Source organism: Rhizobium sp. Leaf321, from assembly GCF_001423215.1.
Classification (GTDB): domain Bacteria; phylum Pseudomonadota; class Alphaproteobacteria; order Rhizobiales; family Rhizobiaceae; genus Neorhizobium; species Neorhizobium soli.
In genome coordinates this window covers 85,567-98,429 of record NZ_LMOF01000001.1, presented here as the reverse complement: position 1 = coordinate 98,429, position 12,863 = coordinate 85,567, and the positions used below count along the sequence as shown (strand labels likewise).

The following is a 12,863-nucleotide window of genomic DNA, read 5'->3' as shown; positions in this document are numbered from 1 at the left end:
TGGACCTATCGTTCCTTCACCGCCTCCATGGCAACCGAGGTTGAGGTGCTTGCCACAAATGGCAGACTGGAGATTTTTTCGCCAAGCACTTCGCGATAGCGGCGGATGTTGGGTGTGCGAATCTTCAGGAGGTAATCGAAACGTCCGGCTATCATGTGGCACTCCTCGACCTCGGGAATTCGCCATACTGCTGCGTTAAACGCGTTGAGTGCCGTTTCGCGCGTATCGGACAGTTTCACCTCTGCGAAAGCCACATGGTCGAGGCCGAGTTTCTTCGGGTTGAGAACGGCGCGGAAGCCGAGAATGAAGCCATCCTGCATCAGCCTTTTCAGGCGCGCATTCACCGGAGTCTTGGACAAGCCGACTTTGTCGGCAAGATCCGTCACCGAGACCCGGCCATCGCCGACAAGGACATCCATGATCTTCCGGTCGAAGTGGTCGATATCCCCAGGTGTATCACTCTTCCTCTCCATTTTCTCTGTCCTCCTCCCGAAACGTGGTGAATTTCTCCAAATTCTACCCATTTTCAGAGAAGCTATATAGAGCAGATTCGATTATTTTTCTCGCATCGCGGGATCGTCGCTGATCCGCTAGATTGGCTTGATATTCGGGAGGCGGAACAATGGCATCTGCGATGGAACACAACACATTCTTGCCTGGCTCTTTGGAGACCATGCCCTTTGAAGATTTCGCCCCGCCGATCCGGCCGCAGTCCGATTTGCGCAAGGCCATTACAGCCGCCTATCGCAGACCTGAAATCGACAGTGTGCTGCCACTTCTCGAGCAGGCAACACTGCCCGCCGACCTCGCAGACAAAGTCCGTTCGACAGCGCGCGATCTGATTGTCGCGCTGCGCCGCAAGGCCAAGGGCTCGGGCGTCGAAGCACTGGTGCAGGAATACTCGCTCTCCAGCCAGGAAGGCATCGCCTTGATGTGTTTGGCCGAAGCGCTGCTTCGCATTCCGGATATGGCGACGCGCGATGCGCTGATCCGCGACAAGATTTCCGGCGGAAACTGGAAGTCGCATGTGGGCGAGGGCCGTTCGCTCTTCGTCAACGCGGCGACCTGGGGACTTGTCGTCACCGGCAAACTGACCTCGACCGTCAGCGATCGCAGCCTTTCGGCGGCGCTGACGCGCCTGATCGCCCGGTGCGGCGAACCGGTCATCCGCCGCGGCGTGGATATGGCGATGCGGATGATGGGCGAGCAGTTCGTCACCGGTGAGACGATCGAGGAAGCACTGCGCCGCTCGCGGACCATGGAGCAGAAGGGCTTTCGCTATTCCTACGACATGCTTGGCGAGGCAGCGACGACAGGAGAGGACGCGGAGCGCTATTACAAGGATTACGAGAAGGCGATCCATGCGATCGGCAAGGCCTCTGCCGGACGCGGGATCTACAACGGCCCTGGCATTTCCATCAAGCTCTCGGCACTTCATCCGCGCTATACCCGCGCCCAGGCTGGCCGCGTCATGGAAGAACTTCTGCCGCGCGTGAAGGCGCTGGCCGCCATCGCCAAGTCCTACAATATTGGTCTGAACATCGATGCGGAGGAGGCCGATCGCCTCGAACTGTCGCTCGATCTTCTGGAGGACCTCTGCTTCGACCCTGCTCTTTCCGGCTGGGACGGCATCGGCTTCGTGGTGCAGGCCTATGGCAAGCGATGCCCGTTCGTGCTTGATTTCATCATCGACCTCGCACGCCGTTCCAACCGCCGCATCATGCTGCGTCTGGTCAAGGGCGCCTATTGGGATGCGGAAATCAAGAAGGCGCAGATCGAAGGCCTCGAAGACTTCCCGGTCTTTACCCGCAAGGTGCACACGGATGTCTCCTACATCGCCTGCGCCCGGAAACTGCTCGACGCACGCGACGCCGTCTTTCCGCAATTTGCATCACACAACGCCCAGACGCTTGCCACGATCTATCAGCTGGCCGGACCTGATTTCAAGGTTGGCGATTACGAGTTCCAGTGCCTGCACGGCATGGGCGAGCCGCTCTATGAAGAGGTCGTCGGTCAGGCAAAGCTCAACCGGCCGGCCCGCATCTATGCGCCTGTTGGAACCCACGAAACGCTTCTCGCCTATCTCGTCCGCCGTCTCCTGGAAAACGGCGCCAATTCATCCTTCGTGAACCGGATCGGCGATGACCAGGTGTCCGTCGACGAGCTGATTGCCGATCCGACCGCCGTCGTTCGCGGCATGTCCGTTTCCGGCGGAAAACACGATCAGATCGCTCTGCCTGCCGACCTGTTCGGCAAGGACCGACAGAACTCCCTGGGGTTCGATCTCGCCAACGAAACGACGCTTGCCTCCCTCGCGTCCGTGTTTCAGGAAGGCGCCCGGGCTCCCTTCACAGCCGCTCCAGAACTTGGCGATGGAACTTCATCAGGTGAAACGCGGCCGGTGCTCAATCCGGCTGACCATTCGGATGTGGTCGGCTCAGTCACCGAAGCAAGCGTGGAGGATGCGCAAAAGGCAGCGTCTCTCGCACAGGAAGCCTTTGCCGAGTGGCAGTCCGTTGCGCCGCAGGAACGGGCTGCCTGCCTCGAAAGGGCTGCCGATGCCATGCAGGAAAGCATGCCGTCCCTTCTCGGCCTGATCATGCGCGAGGCCGGGAAATCCCTGCCGAACGCGATTGCCGAAGTGCGCGAGGCGATCGATTTCCTGCGCTATTATGCGGAACAGGCCAAGCGCACGCTGGGGCCGGGGCACAAGGCGCTCGGGCCGGTGGTCTGCATCAGCCCGTGGAACTTCCCGCTGGCAATCTTTACCGGACAGATCGCGGCCGCTCTCGTTGCCGGCAATAGCGTGCTGGCAAAGCCCGCTGAGGAAACGCCGTTGATCGCAGCGGCAGGCGTGAAACTTCTCTATCAGGCCGGCGTACCACGCGGCGCGCTTCAGCTTTTGCCGGGTGATGGAAAGATCGGCGCAGCACTCGTGGCCGCCCCCGAAACACAAGGAGTGATGTTTACCGGTTCAACCGACGTCGCTCGCCTGATCCAGGCCGAGCTTGCCGGCCGGCTGTCGAACGCCGGAAAGCCGATCCCGCTGATTGCCGAAACGGGCGGCCAGAACGCAATGATCGTCGATTCCTCGGCTCTGGCCGAACAGGTGGTCGGCGATGTCATCGCGTCCGCCTTCGACAGCGCCGGTCAGCGTTGCTCGGCCCTCCGTGTCCTGTGCCTGCAGAAAGACATAGCGGACCGCGTGATGACCATGCTCCGCGGCGCCCTGGCCGAACTGACCGTCGGGCGCACCGACCAGCTGAAGATCGATATCGGGCCGGTCATCACAGCCGAAGCGAAGGATGTTATCGACGGCCACATCGATGCGATGCGCGCCAAGGGCCGGCGCATTGAGCAGGTCGCCATCCCCGCTGCAACGGCTGCCGGAACCTTCGTCGCGCCGACGATCATCGAACTGAACAACCTCTCGGACCTCGAGAGGGAAGTGTTCGGACCTGTCCTCCACGTCATCCGCTATCGTCGTGAGGATCTCGACAGGCTGATCGACGATATCAACGCCACCGGCTACGGTCTCACATTCGGCCTCCACACGCGTCTCGACGAAACGATTGCGCATGTGACGAGCCGTGTCCGGGCCGGCAATATATACGTCAACCGCAACGTCATCGGTGCCGTCGTCGGCGTGCAGCCGTTCGGCGGGCGAGGTCTCTCAGGCACGGGGCCTAAGGCCGGCGGTCCGCTCTATCTCGGTCGCCTGCTGCAGCAGCCGCCGGTGCCGCCGCGCCACAGTTCCGTTCATGTCGATCCGGCGATCTCGTTGCTGGCCGAATGGCTGCGCGCCAAGGGCAAAACCGAGGACGCCGAAGCGATCCGCGAACTGGGTGGCGAATCCGCTCTCGGCATGTCGCAGGAACTTCCGGGGCCCGTCGGTGAGCGCAACACCTATAGTCTGCATCCGCGCGGTCGCATCCTGCTCGTACCGCAGACAGAGGCGGGTCTCGTTTCCCAACTGGGTGCCGCGCTCGCAACCGGCAACAGCGTCACCATCGACACGGGCTCCGGCCTTCAGAGTAAGTTCTCCGATCTGCCGGCCGAAATCGCTGCCCGGATCATCTGGTCTTCCGATTGGGCAAGCCATGGACCCTATGCCGGTGCCTTGGTGGAAGGCGACGGCAATAGCCTGATCTCCGTCTCGCGCCGTATTGCCAGCCTTCCCGGCCCGCTGGTGCTGACGCAGGCGGCTTCCTCAGCTGACATCGCCGGCATGGATGAGCCCTATTGCCTGAACTGGCTGCTTGAAGAAGTGTCGCTCTCCGTGAATACGGCGGCCGCTGGCGGCAACGCGAGCCTGATGGCGATAGGGTGAGGACAGCATGGACGATCTTCAGACGGCGCGCGTCATCATAGGCAGCTACACGGAATCGATGCCGCATGTGGAGGGCAAGGGAAAAGGCGTCAGCCTGCTTTCCCTTGATCTAAAAACAGCGCGATTCGAAGAGGTAGCGGCGTTTGAAGCGATTCGCAACCCCACCTATCTGGCGCAAGGGCAGGATGGACGCGTCCTCTACGCCGTCGAGGAAGTCGACGACGAGGCGCAGGCGGGCGTGGTTGTGCTGCAGATCGACGGGGACGGCGGTCTAAAATTGGCGAAGCGAGTTTCGGCAAGAGGTTCTGCGCCCTGTCATGTCTCGCTCGACAGTTCAGGGAAACGGCTATTCGTTGCCAATTACGGCAGCGGAAGTGCGGTCGCTTACGGTCTTGATCATCAGGGGTTACCGAAAGCCGACGACGTCAGGGTGATCCAGCGGACAGGATCCGGCCCCGTCACCGACAGGCAGGAAGGCCCGCATGTGCACCAGGTTTTGGTCATGCCTGACGATCGGCATGTTCTCGTTTGCGATCTCGGGACCGACGAGATCGCCAGATATGCATTCGGCGATCAGGGAATAGGCTCAGAGCCGGATGTCGTGCTGCACGTGCCCGGCGGTTCGCTTCCACGCCATATCGTCTGCTCGCAGGATGGCCGCCGGCTCTACGTCGCGCATGAGGCCGCCTGCACCGTCGGTGCCTATGCCATCGAGGGAGACAATTTCACGCTCCTGTCAGAAACCAGCACAGTGCCGGCCGATTTTGCCGGCACGTCGTCCTGCGCGGCGATCAAAATTCATCCGAATGGCAGGTTTCTTTATGTCTCCAACCGCGGCCATGACACGATCGTCGCCTGTGAAATTCTGGCCGATGGCGGGTTGAGAACCCTCGGCTGGTATCCCACCATGGGTAGAACCCCGCGGGATTTCGCCATCGATCCCACCGGTCGCTGTCTCATCGTCGCCAACCAGGACAGCCACTCGCTGGTCTGCTTTGAGCTCAATGGGGAACACGGGACGCTGACGACCATCGGCGAGCCGTTCGAGATCGGCAGTCCCGTCTGCGTCCTGTTCGCCTGACGTCTAGACCGGCTGCAAACGACCGAAATAGGCGACGAGGGCGAGCACTCCGAGGCTAAGCCCGATTTCCGTGACCGTCGCGCAGACGAGGCTTCGATACATCAGCGGGCTGCGGTCGAGCAGCCGCACGAAGACGTAACGGTTGACGATCGCCAGCGCGACCATGGTTGCAACGATCAAGATCTTGGCCGAAAGCAGCAGCTGATAGGGCAAGGACCAGTTAAGCGGCAGGCCGCCGACGATGAGCCATGTGCTGAACAGCCCTGTCACGATCACAAGTGCCACGGCAACATGACCTGCCCGGGAAAAGCCGATCAAAGCGGTCGTGGCATCGTGTCGCGTCGACTGGTCCCTGAGCGCGGGGAGAAGCAGAGCGACCGGTAACAGCGCCCCGAACCAGAACCCGCCCGAGAGAAGGTGCAGCAGATCGTTTGCCCGGTGCAGCAGGTTCAACGGTCCATCGTGGATAGCGGCGTGTCCGGAGATCGGAAGGCTGGCGAGAGCGACCAAAGCCGCCAGCGCCGTCGGTAGGATTTTCGAGCGCGAGGAGGGCGTAAGGGCCGCAAACAACAGGCCCGCAGCAATCGCCTGCACTATCCAGACGGTGCCGATACTGGTCTGGGTTATGACCGTCCACAGCATGCCGAGATCCGCCGCATCCTGCCAGCCGTCGCCGAGAAGGGCGGCGTTGAGCGGCAGAGATGCAACCGTCGCACCCGCTATCATAAGCACCGACAGGCCGCGGATCGGTGTGAGCTTCGCCCACACCGATTGCCGTAGACCGTCCGGCACAAAACCGGCGATATAGGTTGCGGCGCCCCAGAGGAACAGGGCGCCTGCGTAGAAGCCGAAACGGCAGACTACAATGAGGGTCTCAGCCGTTGTCACGGCTTCACGGTGAACGTGTAAGTGCCGTTGGTCTTGTGGCCATCGACCGAAAGCACATTCCATCTGACCGTATATGTGCCGGGCTTGAGCGGCCCGGTGACCGGCGCAGTCAGCGTCTTGTCAGCGTCTTTCAGCACGCCTTTGCCGATCTCGATCTCCTTGCCGTCGGGGCCGAGAAGGTGAAGCTTGCTGAACGGCAGGTTCAGGGCTTCGGAAAATGTCAGGTCCAGTTCTTCCGGCGATGCAACGGATGCCTTGTCGGTTGGGGTCGTCGATTTGACGCTGGCATGGGCAGCAGCCTGGCCAGCGGCGGCAACAAAAGCCGCGAGTGCAAGCGAAGCGATGAGTGTGTTACGCATGTGTTTTCCTTTAAGCGAAGGCGCGTTTGAGCGGCGGAACGAAGCGGACGACGATCTGGTCGAAGGCGATCATCGCGACGATCGCAATCCCGCTCATCGGAAACGCGATGGCAAAAACCAGCGTGATCAGCCACAGACCGAAATAGACGGAACGGCTCGGCGGCATCGGCGGGACGCCAAGGCGGCCGGATGGACGGCGTTTCCACCACATGACGACAGCGGTGACGCAGGTAAAGACGATCGCAAGGCAGGTGGCGAGCATCAGCATCTGGTTAAACCGACCCCATTCCTGGCCCATATGAACATTGACACCCCACGCGACGGCCTTTCCAGGCGCCGGATAGAGCGGATAACCCATGTCGACCAGCGGTGTTCCGGAATACTGATCAATATGGACCGTCCTTTCCTTCGAAAGGTCGTCAGGAAAGATGGAGGCGGTATAGACGCCCGTTTCCGTGCGGGGGATCGCCGTATCAAAACCGGAGGCCATACCGAGATCCTTTGCGATCGAGACGGCCTTTTCGAGCCCGATCGGTTCGCCGCTGATCGTACCCGACATCGGCACCGGCGCTTTCTCGACGCTCCAGCCGCTATTGGGCGCGACATCGCCCGTCACCTTCTTCGACACCGGCACGTTGTCCCAAAGCTCTGCGGGATAGCCGAGGCCCTTGTTGGTGAGCCAGGCCTGGACATTGCTGCCCCAGGTGTTCGACCAGAACATGCCTGTGGCGGCGAGAAAGAAGATCAGCAACCCTGCGAAAGCGCCGGTGACCGCGTGCATGTCGCGCCAGAACACCCGCCGCGAAGGATTTCCGCGCACCGTCACCACACCGCCGGTCTGCCGCCGCGGCCACCAGAGATAGATCCCGGTCGCGACCAGAACCATGGCAAAGCCGCCGGCGATCTCTGTCAGGATGTTGGGAAATGTACCGAAATAGGCGAGGCTGTGGATGCTTCTGACCACCTGATTGAACTCTTCGGCGGACGCGACCGTATCCAGCACGTCGCCATCGTAGGGATTGACGAAGACGAGCGTGGAGCCGGCTTTGGACGACACGGTGACTATGGCGCTCCGTGTTGCCGAAGCAGGGTCCTTGTAAGAGCGCGCCACCGAACCCGGGACGGCGGATGCGGCGACTTCGACGATCCGGTCCGGCGAAAGCGGCGAACCGGCGGCTTCCACCTGGTAGCGATATGCAAAAAACGTATCGTTGATTTCGTCCTTGAACAGGTAGAGCCCACCGGTGATGGCTAGGTTGAGCATGAAGGGAATGGCGAGAAGACCCGCAAAGAAATGCCAGCGCCATAGGGCGCGGTAAAGCGAAACGCTCGAGGCGTCGCTTTCCGCGGGTGAGGCGGAAGTTAAGATGGTCATTCGGTATTATCCTGATGGCAGGCGGGGCTGTGCCGATCTGCAACATTGAACAAGCCGCGGGCAAAAGCCGCAGCGGAGGCTCAAATGATCATCAGGCGAAGGGGGGTGCTCGGGGACCGGTATTCGGCGGATATAACTGGCGGGTGATCTCGCCCACCGGGAACGGATACCTGGCCAGTTCTTGGGCGAGGAATACCCGTTCTGCGTGGATCGGCGCGGGTGGCACCATGGCCGCGGCGCTAATGCGGCAGGCTTCGCAGTCGGTCTTGGCGCCTTGGCTATGGTGGTGTTGTCCGTCCCGGTCAGGCCGATCGCTGTTTGACGTGACGCAGAGCGTCGGTAGCGCGCCGTCCGGCAGCACATACTCGGCATAGTCAGCCGGATCGAAACCGGTGGCTGCAAGAGCAGGCGGCTGATGCGAGAGGCCGAGAACAACAAGCGCGATGGCGCATAGAATGCGCACCGCCCATTGTTCCGATTTGCCGACCAGCCTTCCCATCGCGTCCTCGTGCACGGGGTTCGATCTTTCGATAGCACACCCCGGCGCAAGTACAATGCGGCATACTGTACGCGTGATGGCGAACGGGATCAGGTCAGATCGCTACCTGCTCTCCCAGTTCCACGACACGGTTGGGTGGGAGCTTGAAATAGGCGGATGGGTCGATCGCGAAATCGGCCAGCGCCATGTAGATCTGCTCCTGCCAGGCCGGCAACCCGGTATTGGGTGTGCTGACCAGGTTGCGCCGTCCCAGATAGAACGAGGTCTGCATGATCTCGAACTTGAAGCCCGCCTTCCGACAGAGCGTCAGCGCTCTGGTGACATTTGGCTCGTCCATGTAGCCGAAGGTGATGTCGAGGCGGATAAAACGCTTGGAGATGCGTTTCATTTCCACCCGCTCGCGATCGGGAACGTAGGGTTTGTCCTGCGTCCAGATTGTCAGGATGACGTTTTGCTCGTGCAGGACATGATTGTGCTTGATGTTGTGCAGGAGGACTGCCGGCGTCCGGTTGGGAACGCTGGTGAGAAAGATTGCAGTGCCGGGAACCACGACCGGCGAATGATCGGATTCCTTTTCGATCATCGGAATGAAGACTTCCAGCGGGATGTCGTTCCTGGCGGTCTTGTCCTTGATGTATTTCGAACCCTTCGTCCACGTCCACATCAGGATCATGATGAAGAAGGCAAGCGCCACGGGCACCCAGCCGCCGTCGTGGATTTTGAGAAGGTTTGCGGCAAGGAACACTGCTTCGATCAAGAGCAGCGGCAGCAGAAGTGCGCCGGCGATGAGGGCCGAGTATCCGCGCACCGCCCGCAGAAACTGGAACGACATCAGCGTTGTCACGACCATCGCGCCGGTGACCGAGATACCGTAGGCGGTTGCCAGCGATTCCGAATCGCCGAAGGAGAAGATCAGCACCAGGACGCCGATGAACAGAATCATGTTCACGGCCGGAACATAGATCTGCCCGGTATTGGTTTCCGAGGTGAACTTGATCATCAGCCGCGGCAGGAAGCCGAGATGCACAGCCTGGCGCGCAAGCGAAAACGCGCCCGTAATGACAGCCTGGCTGGCGATGACGGTTGCCATCGTCGCCAGAATGACCATCGGCAGCAACGCCCAGTCAGGATAGAGCAGATAGAACGGGTTCTCGATGGCGGCCGGGTTGCTCAGGACCAACGCGCCCTGCCCAAGGTAATTCAATGCCAGCGCGGGAAATACGAGGATGAACCAGGCGACACTGATTGGCTTGCGACCGAAATGGCCGAGATCGGCGTAAAGGGCTTCCGCGCCCGTCACGGTCAGAAATACCGCGCCGAGCACGATGAGACCCGCCCAGCCGGCGTGGGTGATAAACCAGAGCGCATTAATGGGGTTGAGGGCCTCGAGGATGGTCCAATCGTCGCCGATATGGATCATGCCACCCCATGCCATCGCCAGAAACCAGACGACCGTGATCGGGCCGAAGAATTTGGCAACTGCTTCCGTCCCCTTGGACTGGATTGCAAACAGGCCGACCATGATTGCGGCTGAGAGCGGCAAGACATAGTCGGAAAAGGCGGGCGTCACGAGCTTCATACCTTCGAGCGCTGACATGACCGACAGTGCGGGTGTGATCATCGCATCGCCGATGAACAAAGCCGAACCGATCAGGCCTGCGAAGAACAGGACAGGCATGTAGCCGCCTGTCTTCTTCATCAACAGGGCAAGCAGCGACAGCGTGCCGCCTTCGCCGTCATTATCGGCGCGAAGCAGGAACAGGACGTATTTGAACGTGACGATGATCGTCAGGGTCCAGACCATCAGCGAGATGAGACCGATGACGTGTTCGGGCTGGACGCCATTCTCTGAAAATGGTCGCAGCGCCTCCCTGAACGCGTAGAGCGGACTGGTGCCAATATCACCGTAGACGACGCCGATCGAGCCCAAGAGCAGGACAAGAAATTTCCGGTGGCCTGCGGCTTTGTCGGCCGAACCGGCGGTCGAGGATGTCATGCGGACTCCAGTCTGAGGGTTTTCCAACCGAACAAGCTTGAACGGTTTACTGCCGGAATAGACGCGTAAACACGTGTTGAACGAATTCGATCCACGCATTCCTATTTCATCTGAAGTCGCAGGTCGATATCCTTCAGCAGGCCGTCATTCGCGTGGTCACAGAAAAGCAGGGCGGAGTGATCCGCCCTGCTGGTAGAGGTCCGAAAGGTGTCTCGGAACCGGTTGTTCTTGTCGTCTATTCTTCGCGCTGGCCGGTGAAATTGAGCAGCAGCTGGAAGATGTTGACGAAGTTCAGGTAGAGCGACAGCGCGCCCATCACGGCCATTTTCTGCTGGCTTTCCTGATCGTAGTTTTCTGCATACTGCTGCTTGATGTTCTGGGTATCCCAAGCGGTCAGGCCGACGAATACGACGATACCGATCACCGATACGGCAAACTGCAGGGCGCTGGAGCCGAGGAAGATGTTGACGATCGAAGCGATCATCACACCGATCAGACCCATGATCATGAACGAGCCGAACTTGGCGAGGTCACGCTTGGTGACGTAGCCGTAAAGGCTGGTCGCGCCGAACATGGTGGCGGCGATAAAGAAGGTGCGGGCGATGCTTGCGCCGGTAAATACAAGGAATACCGAAGCAAGGGACAGACCCATGACGGCGCAGAACGCCCAGAAGGTCATCTGCGCAGAGGCGGCCGACATGGACTGAATCTTGAACGAGAAGAAGAACACGAAGGCGAGCGGCGCCAGCATCACCACCCACTTCAGCGGGCTGGAGAAGATCGGCACGTAAAGCGCCGGCGTGGTGCCGACGATGAAAGCGACGATACCGGTGATGACGAGGCCAAGCCCCATGTAATTGTAGATGCGCAGCATGTGCTGGCGAAGGCCTTCATCGAAGACTGCGCCGGATTGTGCTGTCGTGGCGCCCCAGCGCCGGTCGTTTTCATACATTCGGAATCTCCTGTTGATCAGTAAAGGGAATTCTTGAGAAGCTCGGCCTCGTCTGCGAGGCCGATATCGGTCGTGCTCGACACCACGGCGTAGGCCACGTCGCCGATCTGCCACCACGCCGCTTCGGCCTTCGGCATATTCATGTCCTTGATCGGCTCGACCGCGAAATGGCCAGGTCGCACCGCATAGAGCGATACTCTGACGCCATCGGCCGTGCGCATGCTTGCCTCGACGCTCGGGCCGTAATCCGAGGGAAAGATCTGCACGTCGGTCACCTGCCAGCCCTTTGGCAATTCGGGCATGACGATTGCCGTTGCGGCGCGGATGTCCTCCCGGTCGTAGGTCCTTGCTTCCGGCTGGGATGGCATTTTTTCGCGAACGAGCGACGTCTCGTGCGCCCGCACCGCGTTTTCGATCAGTGCTGGCGGCTGGACCGAAGCATTGACTTCGCTTGGACCAAACGGACCGATCGAGGAATTGGCAAACCATCCTGCCGAAACAAGCATGGCAATCGCCGCGACGCGTCTGAGCGCGGTAAAAGTACGCCGGCTTTCAAGACTCGCGGAAAGTCGTCTCGCCGCCTCGCGGGTCTCCGTCCTGCCATGCACGGCGTCATCGGTGAGAGCGAGCTTCAGCGTCGTCCGCATTCCGAGATCGGCCATGACGCGTGCGGCGTCTTCCGGGTGGCTGGACAGATAGTTCTCGACACGCAGGCGTCCCGCCGCGTCGAGCTGGTTGTCCACGTAGGCGTCGAGGTCATTCAGGACGACCGTTCCGGTCTCATTCATCTTTGCCTCCTACGATTTTCAGGTGGCCGCCACGCCCTTTGTCATCTTCCATGCTGCGCAGCCGAGCCCGCGCCCTCGATATCCGCGACATCAGCGTGCCGACTGGAATACCCAACGTGTCGGCGGCTTCCTGATAGGACAGGTCTTCCACCGCAACGAGGTGCAACGCTTCGCGCTGATCCTCCGGCAAGGTCATGAAAGCCTCGCGAACCTGCTGTAGGCGAACCGAATGTTCCTGCGCTGCCGGATAGGACGGCTCGGTTGCGGTCGAGCCATCATCGGCAAACAGGTCGTCGCGGCGACGACGGGCGAGGGCGCTGCGGCGACCGTCCAGGTGGGTGTTGTGGACGATGGAAAGCAGCCAGTTCCGCAGATTTCCGCCGGAGTGAAAGGTTGAACGCTTCTCATACGCCTTGACCAACGCGTCATGCACCAGGTCTTCGGCGTCGACAGAGTTGCGCGCAAGCGAGCGTGCGTAGCGTCTCAACGCGGCAAGCTGTGCGATCACGTCGAATGAGCGTTTGTTCCGGTCCATACCTGCTTATACGAACGCCGGCCGGATTTTATTCCATTAGTCAGAAATTATTTTCGTGAT

11 protein-coding genes are annotated in these 12,863 nt (G+C 60.5%); 2 read left to right on the top strand and 9 right to left on the bottom strand.

Features of this window, described 5'->3' with window-relative positions:
* Window positions 1-5 precede the first annotated feature (5 nt).
* Entirely contained in the window at window positions 6-473 is a 468-nt protein-coding gene (locus ASF70_RS00450) for an Lrp/AsnC ligand binding domain-containing protein (protein WP_062458856.1), read from the bottom strand.
* Between the two features lie 161 nt (window positions 474-634).
* On the opposite strand from ASF70_RS00450, the gene putA reads away from it, so the two are divergent.
* Both putA and ASF70_RS00440 read left to right on the top strand, forming a co-directional pair.
* On the top strand, window positions 635-4,330 hold the full coding sequence (putA, locus tag ASF70_RS00445) for a trifunctional transcriptional regulator/proline dehydrogenase/L-glutamate gamma-semialdehyde dehydrogenase (protein ID WP_062576837.1): 3,696 nt from the start codon (window positions 635-637) through the stop codon (window positions 4,328-4,330).
* A gap of 7 nt (window positions 4,331-4,337) precedes the next feature.
* On the top strand, window positions 4,338-5,411 hold the full coding sequence (locus tag ASF70_RS00440; RefSeq protein WP_062576499.1) for a lactonase family protein: 1,074 nt from the start codon (window positions 4,338-4,340) through the stop codon (window positions 5,409-5,411).
* A 3-nt stretch (window positions 5,412-5,414) separates the two neighbouring features.
* Here the strand turns inward: ASF70_RS00440 and copD are convergent, their stop codons facing one another.
* The 8 genes from copD to ASF70_RS00400 all read right to left on the bottom strand — a co-directional run bounded on the left by copD (window position 5,415) and on the right by ASF70_RS00400 (window position 12,803).
* Entirely contained in the window at window positions 5,415-6,299 is an 885-nt protein-coding gene (gene copD, locus ASF70_RS00435; protein WP_062576497.1) for a copper homeostasis membrane protein CopD, read from the bottom strand.
* Entirely contained in the window at window positions 6,296-6,658 is a 363-nt protein-coding gene (copC, locus tag ASF70_RS00430) for a copper homeostasis periplasmic binding protein CopC (RefSeq protein WP_062458865.1), read from the bottom strand. Before copC ends, copD begins: the two co-directional genes overlap by 4 nt.
* Window positions 6,659-6,668: 10 nt before the next feature.
* Window positions 6,669-8,033, bottom strand: coding sequence for a PepSY domain-containing protein (locus tag ASF70_RS00425; RefSeq protein WP_062576496.1), 1,365 nt, complete (start codon window positions 8,031-8,033; stop codon window positions 6,669-6,671).
* Window positions 8,034-8,124: 91 nt separating this feature from the next.
* Window positions 8,125-8,532 carry a DUF2946 family protein gene (locus tag ASF70_RS00420; protein ID WP_062576494.1) on the bottom strand — a complete coding sequence of 136 codons (408 nt, stop codon included), beginning with the start codon at window positions 8,530-8,532 and terminating at the stop codon, window positions 8,125-8,127.
* Window positions 8,533-8,626: 94 nt separating this feature from the next.
* On the bottom strand, window positions 8,627-10,528 hold the full coding sequence (locus ASF70_RS00415) for a potassium transporter Kup (protein ID WP_062458874.1): 1,902 nt from the start codon (window positions 10,526-10,528) through the stop codon (window positions 8,627-8,629).
* 235 nt (window positions 10,529-10,763) lie between these two features.
* Window positions 10,764-11,480, bottom strand: coding sequence for a Bax inhibitor-1/YccA family protein (locus ASF70_RS00410; protein ID WP_062458877.1), 717 nt, complete (start codon window positions 11,478-11,480; stop codon window positions 10,764-10,766).
* A 17-nt stretch (window positions 11,481-11,497) separates the two neighbouring features.
* Window positions 11,498-12,268 carry an anti-sigma factor gene (locus ASF70_RS00405; RefSeq protein ID WP_062576492.1) on the bottom strand — a complete coding sequence of 257 codons (771 nt, stop codon included), beginning with the start codon at window positions 12,266-12,268 and terminating at the stop codon, window positions 11,498-11,500.
* On the bottom strand, window positions 12,261-12,803 hold the full coding sequence (locus tag ASF70_RS00400) for a sigma-70 family RNA polymerase sigma factor (protein WP_062576490.1): 543 nt from the start codon (window positions 12,801-12,803) through the stop codon (window positions 12,261-12,263). The genes ASF70_RS00405 and ASF70_RS00400 overlap by 8 nt, the downstream gene beginning before the upstream one ends.
* Window positions 12,804-12,863 lie beyond the last annotated feature (60 nt).

Excerpts from the sequence above, each read along its gene's own strand:
- ASF70_RS00450 (WP_062458856.1), bottom strand. The coding sequence starts at position 473 with ATGGAGAGGAAGAGTGATACACCTGGGGATATCGACCACTTCGACCGG.
- putA (WP_062576837.1), top strand. The coding sequence starts at position 635 with ATGGAACACAACACATTCTTGCCTGGCTCTTTGGAGACCATGCCCTTT.
- ASF70_RS00440 (WP_062576499.1), top strand. The coding sequence starts at position 4,338 with ATGGACGATCTTCAGACGGCGCGCGTCATCATAGGCAGCTACACGGAA.
- copC (WP_062458865.1), bottom strand. The coding sequence starts at position 6,658 with ATGCGTAACACACTCATCGCTTCGCTTGCACTCGCGGCTTTTGTTGCC.
- ASF70_RS00425 (WP_062576496.1), bottom strand. The coding sequence starts at position 8,033 with ATGACCATCTTAACTTCCGCCTCACCCGCGGAAAGCGACGCCTCGAGC.
- ASF70_RS00420 (WP_062576494.1), bottom strand. The coding sequence starts at position 8,532 with ATGGGAAGGCTGGTCGGCAAATCGGAACAATGGGCGGTGCGCATTCTA.
- ASF70_RS00415 (WP_062458874.1), bottom strand. The coding sequence starts at position 10,528 with ATGACATCCTCGACCGCCGGTTCGGCCGACAAAGCCGCAGGCCACCGG.
- ASF70_RS00410 (WP_062458877.1), bottom strand. The coding sequence starts at position 11,480 with ATGTATGAAAACGACCGGCGCTGGGGCGCCACGACAGCACAATCCGGC.
- ASF70_RS00405 (WP_062576492.1), bottom strand. The coding sequence starts at position 12,268 with ATGAATGAGACCGGAACGGTCGTCCTGAATGACCTCGACGCCTACGTG.
- ASF70_RS00400 (WP_062576490.1), bottom strand. The coding sequence starts at position 12,803 with ATGGACCGGAACAAACGCTCATTCGACGTGATCGCACAGCTTGCCGCG.